Raw genomic sequence first — 19,582 nt, 5'->3', positions numbered from 1 at the left:
TCCGGAGGCGTCAACGAAGTATCGGGGGTTTGGGGGCAAAGCCCCCGAGCGGGTCAGCGACGACGCGTCGGGGCCGCGTTCCGGGCGACCTCGCGCGAGAAAATCGCGGCGCGCAGGGTCCGCTTCGTGACGAAGCCGGAGAGGTCGATGCCGAGCTCGACGATGGTCTGGGCGACGGCGGGGCGGATGCCGCTGATGACCGCATCGGCGCCGAGCAGGCGAATGGCGCGCACGATGCTCATCAGGTGATCGGCCGTGTGGGTCTCGATCGTCTCGAGGCCCGTGAGGTCGAGGACGACGCTCGCGACCTGCCGATCGACGATGGCCTCGAGCAGGCGGTGCATGATCTCCACGGCGCGGGTCTGGGTCATCGCGCCGACGATGGGGACCGCGAGCACGCCCTCGGCCACTTCGAGCAGCGGGGCGGAGAGCGTGAGGATCTCCTGGTGCTGGGTCTCGATGATGCCGAGCTTCTGGTCGAGCTCCTCGACGAGCGCGGCCTTGGCCTCGGCCTGCCGGAACGCCTCGACGGCGCGACGCTCGACCTCGCCCGCCGCCTCTTCGAGCTTGCGCTGGGTCTCGAGGCGCGTCGTGACGTCGACCGCGCAGCCGAGCACGTGCACCTCGCCGCTCGGCCGGACGAGCGGGCGCTTCGTCGTCTGGTACCAGCGCAGCTCCCCCGTGTGCCAGTGGATCTCCTCCTCGACCGTGCGCTCTTCGAGCGTGGCGAGGACGTGCTGGTCGACGTTCAGGAAGCCCTCGGCCACCGCATACTCGCTCAGGGCGCGCTCGTGCTGGCCGACGATCTCCTCGGCCGTCTTGCCGAAGACGTCGGCGAAGGCCTTGTTCGCGAGCAGGAACGTGCCGCGCTCGTCCTTCACGAAGATCAGGTTCGGATCGCTGTCGATGACCTGACGGATGAAATCTTGTTGTTCGCGCAGATCCCGCTCGGCGCGGAGCTGCTCGGTGACGTCCTGCCCCACGCAGAGGACGAGGCGCTCCTCGGGCCCCTCGCCGTCGACGGGGACGAGGTGAAAGAACATCGAGCGCGTGCCGAGCGCCGTCGGCACGTCGCTGGTGATGATCTCCTCGGTGCCGGTGGCGAGGACACGCGCCTCGACCTCGCGCGCGAAGTCGGCGTCGGCCGGGTCGATCAAGAGCGCGCGCGTGCCGCTCTCGCGCTCCTGCTTGGCGGCGGCGCCGAGCAAGCGAGCGCGCGTCTCGTTGGAGAAAACGCTGCGGCCCTCGGCGTCGATGAGCGAGACCGTCACGGGCAGGCGATCGAGGATGCGGCGCAGGAGCGTCGCGGGGAGCCGGTCGTCCCTCGATCGGGGCGCGGGCTCGCGCGCGGGTTGCACGGCGCGCGCATGCACGAGCGCGGCGAGCGTGTCGCCGTCGGGCACGGGCACGATCGTGACGGCGTGGTGTGACGCGCGGGCCTCGAACGTGACGTCGGCGCGCGTGGTTTCGCCCGAAAGCACCTTCGCGAGGGCGGCGGCGAGGGAAGGCTCGGTGAGCGGGGAATCAGCGAACGTCGTGGTCCAGGCCGCGTTGGCCTTCTGGACCCGGAGGGCTCGATCGACGATGGCGATCGGTTCGGGGAAGACGCCAAGCGCCGCATCCGAAAGGCGACCGTCGTTCATGGCTCCATGGCGCGAACGTGCATGACGTCGACGAGCTCGCCGCGTGCCCCCGCTGGCCGCACGCGATGGTTGGAAGGGGTCCCCGCGACACAGCGTGCGCCGCGCGCGGTGATGATCGCCCTCGCGGGCAAGGAAGGTCAAGCATGATGGAGGATTGAAGAAGCGGCAACTCAGGAGCGAGCGATCGAGCCGAGGAACGGCGCGAGGAAGGACTCCGACGCGGAGATGATCCGAGGGAGCGACGCGACGAGCTCGTGTCCGTCGTCGAGCTCGTGGAGCGCGACGTGGCGGCGTCCGTGGGCGAAATCGCGCGAGCGATCGATCGAGACGACATCGTCGCGCGTGCCGTGAAGAACGAGCGTCGGGACGCGCACGTCGGGGAGCGCGCCGTCGTTGCCGTCCACGGCTTCGAGGTCCTGGAAAAACCCGTAATCGATGCGGGCCTTGCCGCCCGTCGTGAGGTCGTCGACCTCGAGGAAGCCGGTCTCGGCCCAGCGCGCCATGCCCTCTTCGCCGAGGCGCGCGCGCCATCGACGCGAGAGATCGAAGGCGGGCGCGAGGAGCACGAGGGACGCGACGCGCGCGTCGATCTCGGCCACGCGGCTCGCGACGAGGCCGCCGAGGCTCGAACCGAAGAGGACGGCGCGATCTCGATCGCCGCCGATGCGACGGCGAACCTCCGCGATCATCGCGGAGACGCGCAGGTGCTCGAACGAGGGCAAACGCAGGTCGAGGCACTCGACGTCGATGCCGCGGCGGCCGTAGTGCTCGGCGACGGCGACGCCCTTCTTGGAGCGGGGTCCGGAGGCGAAGCCGTGCAGGTAGAGGAAACGCGCGGTGGTCACGCCGAGATCGTAGCGCGGCGCTCGTCTCGCGTCCTTCGGCGCGCCTTCGTCCAGCCGCCGAGGTCTTCTTCGAGGGCGCGCGCGACGGCGATGGTGAGCGCGTCGGCGTTGCGCCGGCCCACGACCTGCACGCCGAGGGGCAAGCCGCTGTCGTCGAAGCCCGCGGGCACCTGCGTGACGGGGAAACCGAGCACGTTGAAGAGGGCCGTGCAGACGAAGTCGAGGGGCGTGAGGAGCGGCTCCCAGTGGCGCGGCGCCGAGCGCGTGTACGTCGGATGCAGGAGGATGCCGCGCGGGCCGAGCTCGGCTTCGAGCTCCTCGCGCAGCCGTTTGCCCGCGGTCGAATAGGTGGCGATCGGCGCGGGCACGCTCTTCAGGAGCGCCTCGACGCCCGCGACGATGAGGGCCTGCACCGTGTGCGGCGCCGAGGGGAACGGCGCGCGGAGAAGCTCGCGCACGATGCGGATCGGGCGGCCGTTGCCGAGGACCTCGCCGTACGTCAGCGCGCCGGCCTCTTCCTCCATCATCGCGGTCCAGATGAAGAGCGCCTTTTCGAGGCCTCGCGTGCGAAGCTCGGCGATACGCGCGCCGCGGGCTTCGAGCGCCGCCGCCGCGCGACGCACGGCCTGCCGCTTGCTCGGACGGATGCGCGCGGCGCCGGTCGATTCGAGCGGGTAGACGGTGACGCCACGCAGGTCGATGCGGCCCGGATCCCCTTCGAGATCCCGCTCGGCCATGAGGCCGAGCAGCGGCCAGAGGTCCTCGGCGCGGCGGGTCATGGGGCCCGTGCAGAGGAACGTGTCGAGCGCGCCGGGCACGTCGGGCCAGTAGCCCTTGTTCGAGACGAGGCCGCCGGTGGGCTTGTGGCCGAACACGCCGCACATCGCGGCGGGGATGCGGATCGAGCCTGCGATGTCGGAGCCGATGCCGAACGGAGACGCGCCGGCCGCGAGGATCGCGGCCTCGCCGCCGCTCGATCCGCCGGGGATGCGCGAGAGATCCCAGGGGTTGTTCGTGCGGCCGTAGACGCGGTTGTCGGTCTCGAGCCAGAGGCCGCCCTCGGGCATGTTCGTCACGCCGAGGACGATCGCGCCGGCCTCACGCACGCGGCGCACGACGCGGGCGTCCTGTTCGGCGCGCAGGTGCTTGCGGGCGAAGACGCCCGCGGTGTGCGGCATGCCAAGGACGGCGATGCCCTCTTTCACCGTGCAAGGGACGCCGAAGAGCGGCGGGAGCGGCTCGCTCGTGCGGTTCCGCGCGAGTTTGTCCGCGGCGTCCCTCGCCTCCCGCCGCGCGAGCTCGAACCGATCGGCGACGACGGCGTTGAGGGCGGGGTTTTCCGCCTCGATGCGCGCGATGTAGAGGTCGACGAGATCGACCGGCGAGAGGTTTCCTTCACGCACGAGCGACGCGTGCTTCTGGGCGGAGGCGGAGAGCAGCTCGTCGGATCCGGCGAACGACATGGAGGCGGGATACTAAAGCAGATGGTGTCCGCCAGGGGTCCGCCATGGCGGCGCCCCCTCGCGGCGAGCGGTTCTCCCGACGAACCCTCACGAAACCAGGGGAATTCGAGGCGGCACAGCGCTCGCTTTGCGACGGCGCTCGTGAACGCCAAAGCCCCCCAGCCCGATCTCGACGCCCTGCTCGCGGCCCACTTCGGCTTCGCGGAGCTCCGGCCCTTCCAGCGCGAGGCGATCGGCGCGCTCCTCGCCGAACACGAAGAGGGCCGCGTGCTGCTCGTCGCGCCCACCGGGGGCGGCAAATCGCTGTGTTACCAGCTCCCCGCGCTCGCGCTGCCCGGCACGGCGCTCGTCGTCTCGCCGCTCGTCGCGCTCATGGAGGATCAGGTCCGCGGCCTCGAAGCGCGCGGGATCCCGGCGACGTATTTCGCGTCGACGCTCCCGCCCGAGGAGAACGGCCGCCGCCTCGCCGCGCTGCGCCGGGGCGCCTTCAAGCTCGTGTACGCGGCGCCCGAGCGGCTCGGGCACGCGGGGCTCGGCGCGGCGCTCGCCGCGGCGGGCACGTCGCTCGTGGCGATCGACGAGGCGCACTGCATCGTGCAATGGGGTCACGACTTCCGGCCCGATTACCTGCGCATCGGCGAGACCCTCGCCCAGCGCGGCAAGGCCCGCATGATCGCCTGCACGGCGACGGCGACGCGGGCCGCGCGCGGGGAGATCGTGCGGCGGCTCGGCTGGGATCCGCGGAAGGTCGTCACCGTGCTGCGGGGGTTTTTCCGACCGAACCTCACGCTCCGCGTGGCGCGAGCGCGGGCCCCGCGCGAGGTGCTCGCCGAGGTGCGGCGCGCGCTCGCCGAGGCGCTCGCCGGGCCCGGCGCGGGCATCGTGTACACGGCGACGCGCAAATCGGCCGAGGCCCTCGCGGCGGCGCTGCGCCAGGACGGGTGGGACGCGCCCGCCTACCACGGAGGGACGGCTGCTGCGGAACGCGCGCGGATCTCCGCGGCGTTCGCGGCCCGCGAGACGCGCGTGCTCGTCGCGACGAACGCGTTCGGCATGGGCGTCGATCGTCCCGACGTACGGATCGTCGTGCACGCGGAGGCGCCCGGCTCGCTGGAGGCGTACTACCAGGAGGTCGGACGCGCGGGGCGCGACGGCCTCGACGCGCGCGGCCTGCTCCTCGTGACGCCGAAGGACCTCGCGCTCCGGCGCAGGCTCTGCCGCCTCGGCCCCGACGGCGCGCTCGCGACGCGCGCGGAGGCCTCACGCGCGCTCGGGCGCCTCGCGGAGCTCGTGCGGTACATCGACGGCAAGAGCTGTCGCCACCGGATCTTGCTCCGGCATTTCGGCGACGATCCACGCGTGATCGACGGCGGCTGCGGGCGCTGCGACGTCTGCGTCGAGGCCGAGGCTCCCGACACGGTGCGAGATCCGCCGCGCTTCGAGGACGAACCCGAGCCGCCGCCGAAAGAAGCACCCCCGAGAGAGCCTACCTCGCCCACGAAACGGCTCGAGCTCGCCGCGCCCGCGGGCGTGCCTCCGGAGCTCTTCGAGGCGCTGCGCCGCTACCGGCGGGCGCGCGCGCTCGCGCTCGGCGTCCCCGCGTACGTGGTCGCGCCGAACCGCGCGCTCGTGGAGATGGCGATGCTACGGCCGGCCTCGACCGAGGAGCTGCTCGGCGTCCGCGGCATGGGAAAGGGCCGGGTCGCGGCGCACGGACAGGGTTTTTTGCGGGTGATCGGCGGGGAGGCCGTCGAGGCGTGAGCGCGCGCGTCGGGCTTCGGCTACTCGGCGTCGCCGGAGGCCTCCACGGGAGCCGGGAGCCGGGCGAGCGCGCGGCGCGCCCGATCGGAGAGCTCGACGGCGAGCCTGTACATGACGGGCAGGACCACGAGCGAGAGCAGCGCGGCCGACACGGTGCCGCCCACGATGACGACCGCGATCGGACGCTGCGTCTCCGCGCCCATCGCCTTCGACACGGCCGCCGGCAAGAGCCCGAGCGCCGCGAGCGCCGCCGTCATCAGCACCGCCCGGAGGCGATCCTTTGCCCCTTCCATCACCGCCTCGTCGAGGCCGAGGCCCTGGGCCCTGCGCTCGACGATCGCCGAGAGCACGAGCACGCCGTTCAGCGAGGCCTGCCCCACGAGCGCGATGAACCCGACGGCCGCCGCGATCGAGACCGGCATGTCGAAGGCCCAGAGCGCGACGGCCCCGCCCACGAGCGCGAACGGCACGTTAAGCAGCACGAGGACCGCGAGCGGCATCGACCGGAACGCGTTGAACAGGAGCCCCAGCGTGATCAGGAGCGCCAAGGGCAGGACGAGCGCGAGCCTGTGCATCGCGCGCTCCTTCGATTCGAACTCCCCTCCCCACTCGACGCTCATCCCGCTCTCGAGCGGCACCTTCGCCTCCACCGCCTTGCGCGCGTCGTCCACGAACGACCCGAGATCCCGCCCGCGCACGTTCATGCGCACGCCGATGTACCGCTGCCCGTTCTCGCGGTTGATCGAGGCGCGCCCGTAATCCACGGCGATCTCGCCGAGCGACGAGAGGGGCACGAGCGCGCCCGAGGACGTCGGCACGCGCAGGTTCTCGATCTGCTCGAGCGAATCCCGCGAAGCCTCGGGGAAACGAATCACGACGTCGAAGGATCGATCGCCCTCCCAGAGCTTGCCGACGGCGCGCCCTCCGAGCGCGGTGGACACGAAGCCCTGCACGTCCTCCATCGACAAACCGTAGCGCCCGAGCGCCTCGCGGCTCGGCCGGATGCGGACCTGCGGGACCTCGCCGCTCTTGACGATGCCGAGGTCAGCGATGCCCGGCACGTCGGCGAGCGCGCGCTTCGCGTTCTCGGCGGCCTCCTGGAGCCTGGGCATGTCGTCGCCGTAGATCTTCAGCGCCACCTGCCCGAACTGACCCGAGATGTTCTCGTTCACGTTGTCGCGGATGGGCTGGGAGAAGTTCACCTCGAGCCCGGGGACGACCGAGAGCGAGGCCTGCATCTTGGCGATGAGGGCTCCGAGCGTGGGCGCGTCCGGCCCCCACTCCGTCGCGGGCTTGAGCTTCACGAACATCTCGAGGTTGTTCGACATCGTCGGATCGGTGCCGTCCTCGGGACGGCCGAGCTGGCTCACGCGCGCCTCGACCTCCGGGAACGCGTCGACGATCTTGGCGACGATCGGCGCGAGCCTGCGCCCCTCGCTGAGGGAAACGTTGGAAGGCAAAGTAAATGTCAGGTAGAGCGCCCCCTCGTTGAGCTCGGGCAAGAACTCGCTCCCGCGTCGCGCGAGGAGAACCCCGCTCGCGCCGAGCGAGGCCATCGCGAGGAGCAGGACCGCGAGCGGACGGCGCAAGGACGCGCGCAGCGCCGGCACGTAAAGCCGCGCCGCCCAGCGCAGCACGGGCGACTCGCGATGCGGCCTCGGCTTGCGGTAAGCAAACGTCGCCAGCACGGGCACGAGCGTGATCGAGAAGAGCAGGCTGCCCACGAGCGCCGCGACCACGGTGTGCGCGAGCGGCGCAAAGATCCGGCCCTCGACGCGTTGCAGGAGGAAGATCGGCAGGTACGCCGCGATGATGATCAGGAGCGAGAACACGGTCGGACGAACCACGTCCCCGACGGCCCGCTCGATGCGCTCCCGCGCGCTCGAAGGCGCCTCCGAGGGGGCGTGGTGCGACATGCGATGCACGATCGACTCGACGATCACCACCGCGCCGTCGACGATGATCCCGAAGTCCACGGCGCCCATGGAGATGAGGTTCGCGCTCATGCCCCGCGCCTTCAGGTAGATGAAGGCCGAGAGCAGGGACATCGGGATCACGCTCGCCACGATGAGCGCCGCGCGCAGGTCGAGCAGCACCACGAAGAGCACGAGCACGACGAGCACGGCGCCCTCGGCGAGGTTCCTCGCCACGGTGTCGAGCGTCTTCGACACGAGCTCGGTGCGATCGTAGAAGGTCCAGATCTTCACGCCGTGCGGCAGGACCTTGCCGTTCAGCTCGTCGATCTTGGCGCGCACCGCGGCGAGCACCTCGCTCGGGTTCTCCCCGCGCCGCATGAGGATGATGCCCTCGACCGCGTCCGGATCGTCCGCGCGCCCCACGATGCCCTGCCGCGGCGTCCACCCTTCCTGCACGCTCGCGAGGTCCGAGAGGTAGATCGGCGTGCCGCCGCGGGTCGTCACCGCGATCCGGCCGATGTCCGTGGGGCCGGAGAACAGGCCCTCGCTGCGGATCACGAGCGCCTCGGCGCCGCGCTCCACGATGCCGCCGGACGCGTTCTCCGACGAGGCTTCGAGCGCACGCACGAGCTCGCTCATGCCGACGCCCTTGGCCGCCATGGCCCCGGGATCCGGGTGGACCTGGATCTCACGCACGAGGCCGCCGTAGCTCACGACGTCGGCCACGCCCTGCACGCGGAGCAGGCGCGGGCGCACCACCCAGTCCTGCACCGTGCGCAGCTCGAGCGGGTCGCGCTTCTCCGACGACAGCGTGTACCGGTAGATCTCGCCGATCGGCGTGGAGAGCGAGCCGAGCTCGGGGCGCACGCCTTCGGGCAGCTCGGCGTTGCGGAGCCGCTCCGTCGTTTGCGCGCGAGCGAAGATCGGGTCGACGCCGTCGCCGAACGTGAGCGTCACGAACGACAAACCGAAGAGGTTGATCGCGCGAACGCGCACGAGCCCCGGCGTGCCGTTGACGGCGCGCTCGATGGGGACGGAGACCTGACGCTCCATCTCCTCCGCGGGTTGCCCGGCGTAGAGCGTGATGACGTTGACCTGGGTGTCGGTCGGATCGGGGAACGCCTCGATGGTGACCCCCGTGAACGCCCAGGCCCCGAAGGCGGCCACGATCAAGGTGACGAGCAGGACGGCGCCGCGATGACGGAGCGCCGCGGCCACGATTTTCTCGAACACGGCTCACCCCTCGACGTCGAGCGCGTTGAGCAAGAGGAGCGCGCCGCTGCTCACCACGCGCTCGCCGGGACGAACGCCGGAGAGGATCTCCGCGCGCTCCTTCGATTGACGCCCGACCTCCACCTGGCGCCGCTGGAACGTGCCCGGCGTGGTCTCCACGAACACGATCGACCGCGCGCCGTCGCTCACGATCGCCGACGCCGGGACCCCCACGATCTGCGCCTCGCCGGGCGGCTTGAAGAGCACGCTCACGAAGGCGTTCGGCCGCAGCGCCTTTCGATCGTTCTTCACGCGCACGCGCACGGGCACGGTTTGTCGGTCTGGATCGACCACGTCCGACACGGACTCGATGGTCCCGCTGATCCCGGCCTCCGCGCCGTCCGGAAAGCGGATCTCGGCCGTGCGGCCCGGCGTGAGCGCGGCCGCGTCCCGCTGCGCGACGTCGGCGAGCACCAGCACTTCGCCGAGCTCGGCCACCGTGGCGATGGGTTTGTCCCCGTCCGGCCCGACCTGCTTGCCCGGCGTCGCATCGAGCTGCACCACGGTCCCGGCCCGGTTCGCGAGCACCCAGTACGACGTGGCGCCGGCCGTCTTGATCGACAGGCTGCGGATCTTCTCGGCCGCCGCCTGCGCCGCGAGGCGCGCCTCGTCGAGCTCGCTCTGCGCCACCGTCAGCTCGTTCTGCGACGCCGCGCGCGCCTCGACGAGCTTCTCGATCCGCTCGACGACGGCCTTGCGCGTCTTGATCGCGAGCTCCGCGGCGCGCCGCTCGTGCTGGAGCGTCGGCAGATCCGCGGTGCGCACCTCGATCAGCCGATCCCCCTCGGCGACGCGATCGCCGAGCCGCACGTTGACCGTCACCACGCGCCCCGCGAGCGGCGCGAAGCTCGGCGCCGTCATGCTCTCCACCGTGGAGACGCGCGCCGTCACCGGTGGCAGGGGCAAGGGCTCGCCCGCGGCGGCCTCCGTGGTCCCGAACTTCATCGGCCCCGGCGCGGCCGGATCGAGCTTCACGGCGTCCTCGGCCGCCGAGAACGGCGGTCGCGCCTTCTCCTGCGGGCTGCCGTGGCATGCGACGCCCGTCGCGCAGAGCAGCACGAGCGAAAGGGAGAGGGTTCGTCGGGGGCTTCGTGCAGATTGGTTCATCGTGGGTCCTCGTTCGTCTTTCCAAGCTCGGCGGCGATCTCGAGCGCCGCATCGAAGGCCTCGGCGAAGCTCTGGGCCTCGGCGACGACGAGCTCGCTCACCGTGCGCCGGGCCTGGATCACGTCCGTGAGCGGCAAGAGCCGTTTTTCCGCCGCGCGCGCGAGCTCCGTCAGCGTCCCCTCCGCGCGCGGCAGGATCTCCTCCGACAGCGAGCGCTGGCGCTTCTTCTGCGTGGAGAGCTGCTGCTCGAGCACGGGCAGCCGCGAGCGGCTCGTCTCCAGGGTCTTCTGCCGCTCGGCCGCGGCGCGCGTGCGCTTCGCCTCCGCGGCCGCGAGCTCCGCCTGCCCATGATCGAAGATCGGCAGCGGGATGCTGACGCTCACGTTGAGGCTGTTCAGCTGGTTGCCCGAGATGACGAACTGATCACGCATGTAGCCGACGCGCACCGTGGGATCGGGGATCGCCTGCGCCTTCGCCCATCGCGCCTCCGCCGACGCGGCCTCGCCGTACGCCGCGAGCGCGCGCACGTCGGGCCTGTCCTCGACGCGCCCGGCGGCGCCCGCGCGTGCGATCCAGCGCGCGAGGAACGCTCGCGCCGCGCCTGCGTCCGCGAAGGGCTCGCAGGGCGCGCCGAGCGTCGCCGTGCAGGCGGCGAGCGCCGCGCTCACCTCGCTCTCGGCCGATCGAACGTCCTGCTCCAGGCGGCTCGCCTCGATCTTGAGCCGCTCGACGTCGAGCCCCGACGCGAAGTCGGCCGCGAGGCGCGCCTCGCCGAGCTCGGCCTGCTTGCGCCCCTCGTCGGCCATGCGCCGCAGGCCTTCGAGCCGCATCGTCGTGGCGGCCAGGACGCCGAGCGTCCGCGCGAGCGAGAGCGCCCGCCCGCGCACGTCCGCGGAGAGGCCCGCCCGCGCCGCGCGTTCGAGCGCGCGCGCCCGATCCTCGAGCGGCCCGCGCTTGCCGATCGGGAACGTGTACGCGAGCGAGACGCCGTAGTTCGGCACCTGCGTCATCGGCGACGAGAGCCCCGCGGGGTTCGTCGGTCCGATCGGGATCGTCCCCCAGCTCGCTTCGAGCGTGGGGTTCGGCAAGGTCCGGGCCTTCTTCACCTCGGCCGCGGCCAGATCCACCTCGAGTGAAGCGCTCTCCACGCCTCGCGCACGAGCGCGCACGAGCGCCTCGAGGGATCCGAGATCGAGCTCGGCGCTGGGACGAAGCGCGCCCTTCTCCGGCGCGCTCGCGGCGCCCGCGGCGGAGGCGAACGGCAAGCACGCGGCGAACGTGAGCGCCGCGCAGAGCCATGTTTTCCGATGGGCCATGCTCATCGAGGTACCGTCTAAGGCCCTCGGCCCGGCCGAGCATGAACGGCCGATGAAGATTCCTTCAGCCTCCTCGTGCGCCCGAGGCGGAAGATGAAGCGCAGATGAAGAAGTCTTCATACGCGCGCTCGCGTCGCCGCTGGAAAACCGCGGGATCGAGGCGAAACGCGGCGCGCCTGCGAACGGCGCTCGCGCGGCTCCAGGCTAAGCTCGTCCCTCGATGAAAATCCTCGTCGTGGAGGACAACAAGAAGCTCGCCAGCTTCTTGTCTCGGGCGCTCAGCGAAGAGGGCTACGCCGTCGACGTGGTCGCCGACGGGGCCACGGCGATCCAGCAGATCCAGGCGCTCTCCTACGATCTCGTGATCCTCGACTGGATGCTCCCCGAAATGGACGGCCTCTCGGTTTGTCGCACCGTACGGCAGCGAGGCTGCCAGGTGCCGATCCTCATGCTCACGGCGCGCGCCGAGGTCCCCGAGCGGATCGCCGGCCTCGACGCTGGCGCCGACGACTACCTGGCCAAACCCTTCGATCTCGGCGAGCTGCTCGCGCGCGTCCGGGCGCGTGGCCGACGCGCGTCGTTCGTCGACACCGTCCTCCGCGTGGGCCCGCTCGTCGTCGACCGCGCCGATCGCCGCGCCACGGTGGACGGGCGCCGGCTCGATCTCACGCCGCGCGAGTTCGCGCTCGTCGCCTATCTCGCGCGCGAGGCGGGCCGCGTCGTGCCGCGAACCGAGCTGCTCGCGAAGGTCTGGGAGACGAGCTTCGATCCCGGCTCGAACGTGGTCGAGGTGCACGTGAAGAACATCCGCGAGAAGCTCGGCCCGAGCGCCTCGCTCATCGAGACGGTGCGCGGGATCGGCTATCGCCTCTCGCCGAGCGGATCATGAAGCTCAAGAATCGCTTGAGCCTCGCCGTCACGGTCGTCAGCGCCGCGACGCTGCTCACCTCGTTCCTCACGGTCTACGTCCTCGTGCGCCGCGACGAGACACGCGACCTCGACCTCGCCCTCGTCGCGCAGGCGCACGCGCTCGCGCAGATCGCGGACGCGAAGAACCCGGGCCGGCCCGTGGTGCTCGACGGCGTCGCCGAGGTGCCCGAGAGCCTGCGCCCGACCCAGCGCTACATCGCGGTCTACGACGAGCGCGGCGCGCTCCTCTCGGCGACGACGAACTTCGGCAGCGAGGTGCCGACCTTCGAAACCCTCGAAGCATCGACTGGCTTGCCCACGGACGGCGTGCCGGTCGATCTCGACGTGAGCGGCAAGGCCCTCCGCGGCGTCACGGTGCCTGTCGGAGACGGGGGCGCTGCGCTGCTCTACGCCGCCTCGCGCCGGACCGTCGACGAGGACGCGAGCTTTCTGCACCGCACCCTCGGCGTGCTGTTCCTCTCGGCGACCATCGCGACCGCGCTCTTCTCCCGCTGGCTCGGCGGTCGCCTCGCGGTGGACGTGCACGCGATCGCCCGCGTGGCGCGCGAGGTCGAGCGCGGCAACCTCGAAGCGCGCGTCGGCGAGAGCGCCCGCGGCAGCACCGAGACGCGCGCGCTCGCGGCCGATCTCGACCACATGATCGAGCACCTCGGCGCGCTCGTCGCCGCGCAGCGCCTCTTCGTCTCGCACGCGGCGCACGAGCTCCGCTCCCCGCTCTCCACGCTGCGGGGCGAGCTCCAGCTCGCGCTGCGCAGGCCCCGCGACGCCGCCGGCTACCAGCGCACGATCGAGGAGGCGCTCGTCGACGTCGAGGCCCTCTCGCGCCTCTCCGAGGATCTGCTCACGCTCGCGCGCGTGCAGGCTCCGCGCTCGCAGGGCGCCGAGGTCGTCGCCATCGGAGACATCGTCGCCGAGGCGCTCCGCCTTGCGCGCGGACCTGCCGAAGCGCGGCGCGTCTCGCTCGAACAGGCCTCAGGGAACACGAGCGCCACGCCGCTGCTCGTCCGCGGGGATCGAAGCGAGATCGTCCGCGCGCTCCGGAACCTCGTCGACAACGCGGTCGCGCATGGCCCCGCGGAGGCGCCCGTCCTCACGACGACCACGCGCCGCGACGCCTCCGTGGAGATCGCCGTGATCGATCGCGGCCCCGGGGTCGCGAAGGAGGACGAGCCCCACATCTTCGAGCCGTTCTATCGCGGCACGAGGGACCGCGGCGACGACCGCCCCGGCGCCGGTCTCGGCCTCGCCATCGCGCGTGGCATCGCGCGAAACCTCGGCGGCGACGTGTGGCTCGATCGGAGCCATGAGGGCGGCGCGCGGTTCGTCCTTTCGCTCCCCGCGCTCTCCGACGCCGAGGCCTGACAGCACGAGCTCGACCGCTTCTGCGGTATGTCGGGACGATCGCAACACGGCCCTTTCCGGAAATCTTTTCGCAGCACGATGTTTCGTGCACGAACAAGATTGACGCAACGCATCGACATGCTACCCGGACACGAGCCGATCGACCGTTCGCTGCACGCGCCTGCCAAGCTCATTGGCGGACGGCGCGCGCCACCGAGGAGGCCCCCGTGTCGAACCCGCAAGCAAGCCAGAATCGCTATCGAGCCGACCTCCGCGAGATGAAGTTTTTGCTCTTCGAGCAATTCCGTCTGGGCGACATCCTCGGACGCGCACCCTTCGAGGCCTGGGGGGTCGAAGAGATCTCGATGGTGCTGGACGAGACGTACAAGTTCGCCTGCGACGTGCTCGGGCCGCTGAACGCGGTGGGTGACCACGCCGGGTGTCGCCTCGAAGGCGGACGCGTCTACACGCCCGAGGGCTTCAAGACCGCGTGGACGAAGCTCTACGAGGCGGGCTGGAAGAACGTCTCGGTCAACCCCGAATGGGGCGGCCAGGGCGCGCCGCACGCGGTCTACGCGCTCGTCGAGGAGCTGCTCTCGGGCGCGAACACGGCGTTCAACATGTACCCCGGCCTCGCGCACGGCGCGGCCGAGGTGATCCAGCTCTTCGGGACGGCGCGGCAGAAGTCGCTCTTCCTGCCGCCCCTCTACGGCGGCAGCTGGGGCGGGACGATGTGCCTCACGGAGCCGCACGCGGGCTCGGACGTGGGCTCGTCGCGCACGACGGCGAAGAAGCTCGAAGACGGCCGCTACCAGATCCGCGGGACGAAGATCTTCATCTCCGGCGGCGATCACGACATGGCCGACAACATCGTGCACCTCGTGCTCGCGCGCGTGGAAGGCGCTCCGCCCGGCACGAAGGGCCTTTCGCTCTTCATCGTGCCACGCCTCCGCGTGAAGGAAGACGGCACGATCGAGGGCTCGAACGACGTCGCCGTCGGCAGCATCGAGCACAAGATGGGCATCAACGGCTCGGCGACGTGCGTGCTCAACTTCGGCGAGAACGACGGGTGTATCGGCGAGCTCGTGGGCGAGGTCGAGAACCACGGCATGGCCCAGATGTTCAAGATGATGAACGGCGCGCGCATCGCCGTGGGCGTGCAAGGCGTGGCCGTCGCGTCGAGCGCCTTCCTCAACGCGCTCGACTACGCGCGCGACCGCAAGCAAGGCCCGTCGATCGACCACTGGAAGGATCCGACGGCGCCGCGCGTGCCGATCGTCGAGCACGCGGACGTGCGGCGGATGCTGCTCGAGATGAAGGCGAAGGTGGAGGGCATCCGCGCGCTCATCGTGAAGCTCGCGCTGCACCAGGACCAGGTGCACGTCCACCAGGGCTCCGACGATCAGAAGGCCCAGTACCACCAGGGCCAGGTCGATCTGCTCGTGCCGCTCGTGAAGGCGTACGGCTCGGATCAAGCCTTCCGCGTCTGCGAGATGGCGATCCAGACCTACGGCGGCGCCGGGTACATCAAGGACTACCCCGTCGAGCAGTACTGCCGCGACGCGAAGATCTTCTCGATCTACGAGGGGACGAACCACATCCAGGCGATGGATCTCGTGGGCCGCAAGCTCGCGCAGCGCGGCGGGCAGAACCTGCAGGAGTTCCTCGGCGACGTGGCCGCGTTCGTTCAAAAGAACCAGGGTCACCCGACGGTCGGGCCCTACCTCGCGGAGCTCGGCGCCGCGCAGGAGGCGCTCGCGGGCACGGCGATGCGGATGCTCACGTGGTTCCAGACGGGCCGCATGGCGATGGTGCCGCTCGCCGCGAATCGCTTCCTCGAGATGATGAGCATCGTCGCCGTGGGCTGGCTCTTGCTCGAAGGCGCCGTGCTCGCCTCGGAGAAGGCCGCCTCGCTCCCGAACGACGAGTCGTCCGCGCGCGATCGCGCCTTCTACGAGGGCAAGCGCCACGCGGCCGCCTACTACGCGCGCCACGTCCTGCCCGAGGTGCGCTCCCACGCCGAGATCCTCGGTCGCGAGGATCGCTCGCCGCTCGACATCCCCACCGACGCGTTCGCCACGCTCTGATCGTCGTTCCCCGTGCGCGGGGGCTACGCCCGGACAACCCGAGCTACGCCCCCGAACAGCCGTCGATGCTCGGGGGCGGCCCGCTTCTCTGCCCTATAAAAACCCCCTTCGCGGCCGTATGCTTTCGGCCGTCATGAAGCCGCAGGTGCACGAGACGATCGAGGAGCAGGGGGAGCCGCTCGTGCCCGCGGGCGAGCCCATCCCCGGCCTCGTCGGGATCTTCTCGTGCAAGTCCCCGCAGTTCGTCCCGCTCGCCCTGTCGCGCGGGCCCATCGAGCTCGGCCGGACCACGCATGGCGCCCTGCTCGACGACGACCGCCTCTCCCGGCTCCACGTACGCGTCGAGCACGAGCACGGGCGGTTCGTCGTGACAGACCTCGGGAGCCGCAACGGTACCTACGTCGACGGCGCGCGCGTGCAGGGCACCGCGACGTTCGACGCGCCCCGCGTGCTCCGCATCGGCCGGACGATCTTGATGTTCGTCGCCGATGCGCGCCCGTACCAGCAAGGGACGGTGACGACGCGGAACGACATGATCGTGGGCCCGCGCCTCGCCGACGCGCTCGCGCGGGTGGCCCGGTCGGCGACGCTCGGCAGCATGCTGCTCGTCACGGGCGAGAGCGGCTCGGGCAAGGAGCTCGCGGCGCGCCATTTTCACGGGGCCTCGCCCCGCGGGGCCGGACCGTTCGTCGCCGTGAACTGCGCGACCATCCCCGTGGGCGTCGCCGAGCGCCTGCTCTTCGGCGCCCGCAAAGGCGCGTACTCGGGCGCGACGAGCGACGCCGAGGGGTACGCGCAGGCCGCGCATGGCGGCACGCTCTTCCTCGACGAGATCGCCGAGCTCGAGAGCGGCGTGCAGCCGAAGCTCCTGCGCCTGCTCGAGGTGGGCGAGATCCTGCCGCTCGGCGCGAGCCGGCCCGTGAAGGTCGACATCCACGTGGTCGGCGCGACGCTGAAGAGCCTGCGCGCCGAGGCCGCGAAGGGCCGCTTCCGCGAGGACCTCTACTACCGCATCGGCAACCCCGAGGTGCGCCTGCCGCCGCTGCGCGAGCGGCTCGAAGAGATGCCGTGGTTGATCCGCGCGACGCTCCAGAAATCGGGCGCGGCGCTCGAACCGCACCCGCTGCTCGTCGAGGCCTGCGCTCTCCGAGCCTGGCCCGGCAACGTCCGCGAGCTCTCCCACGAGCTCCGGCAGGCCGCGGAGAACGCGCTCGCCGCGGGCCGGACCGTCGTCGAGCCCAACGATCTCGACGCCTCGGCTGGCCTCGCGCTCGCCGAGGATAACGAGTCGGGGCCGCAGAACGCGTCGAAGCCGAGCGACGAGCGGATCGCGGAGGTCCTGCGCCGCGAAGGCGGGAACGTGTCAGCCGCGGCGCGCGCGCTCGGGATGCACCGGACCCAGCTCCGGCGCTGGATCGCGCGGCGGGGCGGCTATCCGCAGGCGGTCGCGGGGAGCGCCGACGGGCACATGACGATCGAGACCGAGTGAATCAGCCGAGCGAGAAGGGCGCTTCCCCGGCGACCTGCGCGCCGTCGCGCAGGACGACGAGGGCCCGCGAGACGCCCCAGGGTTGAACGAGCGCGTTCTCGTGCGGGAGATCCCAGGCGACGAGGTCGGCGCGTGCGTCCGGACGAACCACGCCCACGAGGTCCCCGAGCCCGAGCGACGCCGCGGCTTCGCGCGTCGCGCCGAGGATCACCTCGGGCACCGTGAGGCCGTACATCCGGGCCGCGAGGGCGAGCGCGAGCGGCAGGCTCTCGGTGGGCGCCGTGCCGGGGTTCGCGTCGCTCGCCACGACGAGCCGGACGTTCGCGGCGCGCAGGAGCGCGATCGGCGGCGGATCCTGGCGCAGCGTGAAGCTCGCGATGGGCAGGAGCACGGCGCGCACGCCGGCCGCGGCGAGGGCCCGCGCGCCCTCGGGGCTCACCTGTTCGAGGTGATCGGCGGACGCCGCGCCGAGCTCGGCCGCGAGCTCCGCGCCTCCGACGTCGGCGAACTGGCCCGCGTGCACGCGCACGCCGAGCCCAAGGGCTTTTGCGCGCGCGAGCACGGGGCGAGCCTCGTCGACCGAGAACGCCGCGCGATCGACGTACACGTCGACGAACCGCGCGAGGCGCCGCGCCGCGATGGCGGGCAAGGTGCGCTCGCGGACGGCCTCGATGTACGCCGCGCGATCGGCGCGCGCCTCGGGCGGGATCGCGTGGAGCGCGAGGAACGTGGGCACGACGCGCGGGAGATCGCTCCGCGCGGAGGCGCGTTCGAGGGCCTCGAGTTGCTTCGTCTCGCCGGCCTCGTCGAGGCCGTAGCCGCTCTTCGCCTCGACGGTCGTGACGCCGAGCGAGGCCATGCGCCGGAGCCGCGCGGAGAGCGCCCCGCCGATCTCGTCCGGGCTCGCCGCCCGCACGGCGCGCATGCTCGACACGATCCCGCCGCCCGCCGCGGCGATCGCCTCGTACCCCGCACCCGCGAGCCGGAGCGCATACTCCGCGTCACGCGAGCCGACCCAGGGGGCATGCGTGTGCGCATCGACGAGGCCCGGCGTGACGAGCGGCGCGGGTGCGCCGGACACGACCGGGAGCGCGCCGCGGCGCGAGAGCACGTCTTCGCGCGGGCCGACGTCCACGATCGCGCCGCCCTCGACGGCGATGGCGCCTTCCTCGATCACGCCGAGCGGATCCGCTTCGGTGGCTCGCGCGGGATCACACGTCACGATCCGGCGCGCGAACAGGACGAACGAGCGCGCGTTCACGCGACGCCTGCCTCGGCCGCGCGCCGCGTGATCTCCTCGTACAGCGCGACCGACTCGGGTCGACCCACGAGCCGAGCGAGTTCCTCGGCATCCCGCGCGGGCTTCGGCGGCATGCGCAGGCGCGCCTCGATTCCACGCCCCGCGGCCTCCAGGCAACGCTCGCGGAACGCTGGATCACGCTCCGCCTCGGCGACGAGCGCCGCGAGCGCGCGCTCTTGCCACTCCATGTTCGAGCAGATGAGCAGCGCGTCGCAGCCCGCTCGCACGGCCGCGACGGCGGACACCTCGACCTGGTACTGCGCGGCGACCGCGGCCATCTCCAGATCGTCCGAGAACAGCACGCCGCGAAAGCCCACGTCGCCGCGGAGCAGATCCGTGCACACGGCGCGTGAGAGCGTCGCCGGCACCTGCGCGTCGATCGACGTCACCACGACGTGCGCCGTCATCATCGTGCCGAGCCCCGCGCGCGCGGCGGCCCGGAACGGCGCGAGCTCGATCGCGTCGAGCCGCTCCTTGCCGTGCTGCACGATGGGCAAACCCACGTGGCTATCCACGGACGTATCGCCGTGCCCCGGAAAATGCTTGCCGCACGAGAGCACGCCGGCGTCCTCCAGGCCGAGCCCGAAGGCCACCGCGAGCTCGGCGACCTCGGTTGGCGTGCGTCCGAACGCGCGATCCCCGATGATCGGATTGTCCGGATTCGAATCGACGTCGAGCACCGGCGCAAAATCGAGGTTGAACCCCGTCGCCAAGAGCTCCTCGCCGATCAGCCGCCCCGCGCGCCGCGCGAGCGACGCATCCCCCACGGCGCCGAGCAAGCGCATCGGCGGGAGCTTCGGGAAGGGGCTCGGCATCCGCGCGACACGCCCGCCCTCCTGATCGACGCCGATGAAGGGCGGGAAGTACGAACGTGTGGCCTGCACGATGTCGCGGCAGATGTGGTTCGCCGCCTCGACCGTGGGGATGTTCCGCCGGAACAGGATGGCGCCGCCGCGCAAGCCTGCGCCGAGGGCCTCCGCGTAAGGCTCGGGCAATCTCGGGCCGTCGAATCCGCCGACGATGAGCTGACCACAGATCATCGGGAGGGTGAGGTCGGACAGGCGCGTCGGGGGCATCGGCGCGAGGGTTAGCCGAGCGAGGCGCCCGCCGCT

Annotated in this window: 13 protein-coding genes; 5 read left to right on the top strand and 8 right to left on the bottom strand. The window is 71.6% G+C overall.

What is annotated here, in order from left to right; all coding sequences use genetic code 11:
• Positions 1–53: 53 nt before the first annotated feature.
• From QHF85_RS23810 to QHF85_RS23800, 3 genes are all read right to left on the bottom strand, one after another.
• Positions 54–1,643: a PAS domain-containing protein gene (locus QHF85_RS23810; protein WP_281329581.1), complete on the bottom strand. Its 1,590-nt coding sequence runs from the start codon at positions 1,641–1,643 to the stop codon at positions 54–56.
• A 170-nt stretch (positions 1,644–1,813) separates the two neighbouring features.
• Entirely contained in the window at positions 1,814–2,488 is a 675-nt protein-coding gene (locus QHF85_RS23805; RefSeq protein WP_281329580.1) for a YqiA/YcfP family alpha/beta fold hydrolase, read from the bottom strand.
• A complete protein-coding gene (locus QHF85_RS23800; protein WP_281329579.1) occupies positions 2,485–3,951 on the bottom strand; it encodes an amidase in 1,467 nt (488 codons plus the stop codon). Before QHF85_RS23800 ends, QHF85_RS23805 begins: the two co-directional genes overlap by 4 nt.
• 141 nt (positions 3,952–4,092) lie before the next feature.
• On the opposite strand from QHF85_RS23800, the gene QHF85_RS23795 reads away from it, so the two are divergent.
• Positions 4,093–5,712 carry a RecQ family ATP-dependent DNA helicase gene (locus QHF85_RS23795; protein ID WP_281329578.1) on the top strand — a complete coding sequence of 540 codons (1,620 nt, stop codon included), beginning with the start codon at positions 4,093–4,095 and terminating at the stop codon, positions 5,710–5,712.
• Positions 5,713–5,732: 20 nt separating this feature from the next.
• Here the strand turns inward: QHF85_RS23795 and QHF85_RS23790 are convergent, their stop codons facing one another.
• Genes QHF85_RS23790 through QHF85_RS23780 form a run of 3 tightly spaced genes read right to left on the bottom strand, consistent with a single transcriptional unit; the run spans position 5,733 to position 11,323 of the window.
• Positions 5,733–8,861, bottom strand: coding sequence for a CusA/CzcA family heavy metal efflux RND transporter (locus QHF85_RS23790; RefSeq protein WP_281329577.1), 3,129 nt, complete (start codon positions 8,859–8,861; stop codon positions 5,733–5,735).
• Positions 8,862–8,864: 3 nt separating this feature from the next.
• On the bottom strand, positions 8,865–10,007 hold the full coding sequence (locus QHF85_RS23785; RefSeq protein WP_281329576.1) for an efflux RND transporter periplasmic adaptor subunit: 1,143 nt from the start codon (positions 10,005–10,007) through the stop codon (positions 8,865–8,867).
• The gene (locus tag QHF85_RS23780; RefSeq protein ID WP_281329575.1) at positions 10,004–11,323 is read right to left on the bottom strand and encodes a TolC family protein; all 1,320 of its coding nucleotides are present in this window, start codon (positions 11,321–11,323) and stop codon (positions 10,004–10,006) included. The genes QHF85_RS23785 and QHF85_RS23780 overlap by 4 nt, the downstream gene beginning before the upstream one ends.
• Before the next feature lie 220 nt (positions 11,324–11,543).
• Between QHF85_RS23780 and QHF85_RS23775 the strand changes: the two genes are divergently transcribed.
• The 4 genes from QHF85_RS23775 to QHF85_RS23760 all read left to right on the top strand — a co-directional run bounded on the left by QHF85_RS23775 (position 11,544) and on the right by QHF85_RS23760 (position 17,170).
• Positions 11,544–12,212, top strand: coding sequence for a response regulator transcription factor (locus QHF85_RS23775; RefSeq protein WP_281329574.1), 669 nt, complete (start codon positions 11,544–11,546; stop codon positions 12,210–12,212).
• Complete coding sequence (locus QHF85_RS23770) at positions 12,209–13,615, top strand: HAMP domain-containing sensor histidine kinase (RefSeq protein ID WP_281329573.1); 1,407 nt, start codon at positions 12,209–12,211, stop codon at positions 13,613–13,615. Before QHF85_RS23775 ends, QHF85_RS23770 begins: the two co-directional genes overlap by 4 nt.
• A 206-nt stretch (positions 13,616–13,821) precedes the next feature.
• Positions 13,822–15,681 (top strand): acyl-CoA dehydrogenase, encoded by a 1,860-nt coding sequence (locus QHF85_RS23765; RefSeq protein WP_281329572.1) that lies wholly within the window; start codon positions 13,822–13,824, stop codon positions 15,679–15,681.
• Positions 15,682–15,814: 133 nt separating this feature from the next.
• Positions 15,815–17,170, top strand: a complete 1,356-nt coding sequence (locus tag QHF85_RS23760) for a sigma 54-interacting transcriptional regulator (RefSeq protein WP_281329571.1) — start codon at positions 15,815–15,817, stop codon at positions 17,168–17,170.
• A 1-nt stretch (position 17,171) separates the two neighbouring features.
• Here QHF85_RS23760 and hutI read toward each other — a convergent pair whose 3' ends face one another.
• Both hutI and nagZ read right to left on the bottom strand, forming a co-directional pair.
• A complete protein-coding gene (hutI, locus tag QHF85_RS23755) occupies positions 17,172–18,431 on the bottom strand; it encodes an imidazolonepropionase (protein WP_281329570.1) in 1,260 nt (419 codons plus the stop codon).
• Positions 18,428–19,546: a beta-N-acetylhexosaminidase gene (gene nagZ, locus QHF85_RS23750; protein WP_281329569.1), complete on the bottom strand. Its 1,119-nt coding sequence runs from the start codon at positions 19,544–19,546 to the stop codon at positions 18,428–18,430. Before nagZ ends, hutI begins: the two co-directional genes overlap by 4 nt.
• Between the last annotated feature and the right edge of the window lie 36 nt (positions 19,547–19,582).

Source organism: Polyangium sp. 6x1 (assembly GCF_029946515.1).
Taxonomy (GTDB): Bacteria; Myxococcota_A; Polyangia; order Polyangiales; family Polyangiaceae; genus Polyangium.
This window is presented reverse-complemented; position numbering and strand designations above follow the sequence as displayed.

Excerpts from the sequence above, each read along its gene's own strand:
- QHF85_RS23810 (WP_281329581.1), bottom strand. The coding sequence starts at position 1,643 with ATGAACGACGGTCGCCTTTCGGATGCGGCGCTTGGCGTCTTCCCCGAA.
- QHF85_RS23800 (WP_281329579.1), bottom strand. The coding sequence starts at position 3,951 with ATGTCGTTCGCCGGATCCGACGAGCTGCTCTCCGCCTCCGCCCAGAAG.
- QHF85_RS23785 (WP_281329576.1), bottom strand. The coding sequence starts at position 10,007 with ATGAACCAATCTGCACGAAGCCCCCGACGAACCCTCTCCCTTTCGCTC.
- QHF85_RS23780 (WP_281329575.1), bottom strand. The coding sequence starts at position 11,323 with ATGGCCCATCGGAAAACATGGCTCTGCGCGGCGCTCACGTTCGCCGCG.
- QHF85_RS23775 (WP_281329574.1), top strand. The coding sequence starts at position 11,544 with ATGAAAATCCTCGTCGTGGAGGACAACAAGAAGCTCGCCAGCTTCTTG.
- QHF85_RS23770 (WP_281329573.1), top strand. The coding sequence starts at position 12,209 with ATGAAGCTCAAGAATCGCTTGAGCCTCGCCGTCACGGTCGTCAGCGCC.
- QHF85_RS23760 (WP_281329571.1), top strand. The coding sequence starts at position 15,815 with ATGAAGCCGCAGGTGCACGAGACGATCGAGGAGCAGGGGGAGCCGCTC.
- nagZ (WP_281329569.1), bottom strand. The coding sequence starts at position 19,546 with ATGCCCCCGACGCGCCTGTCCGACCTCACCCTCCCGATGATCTGTGGT.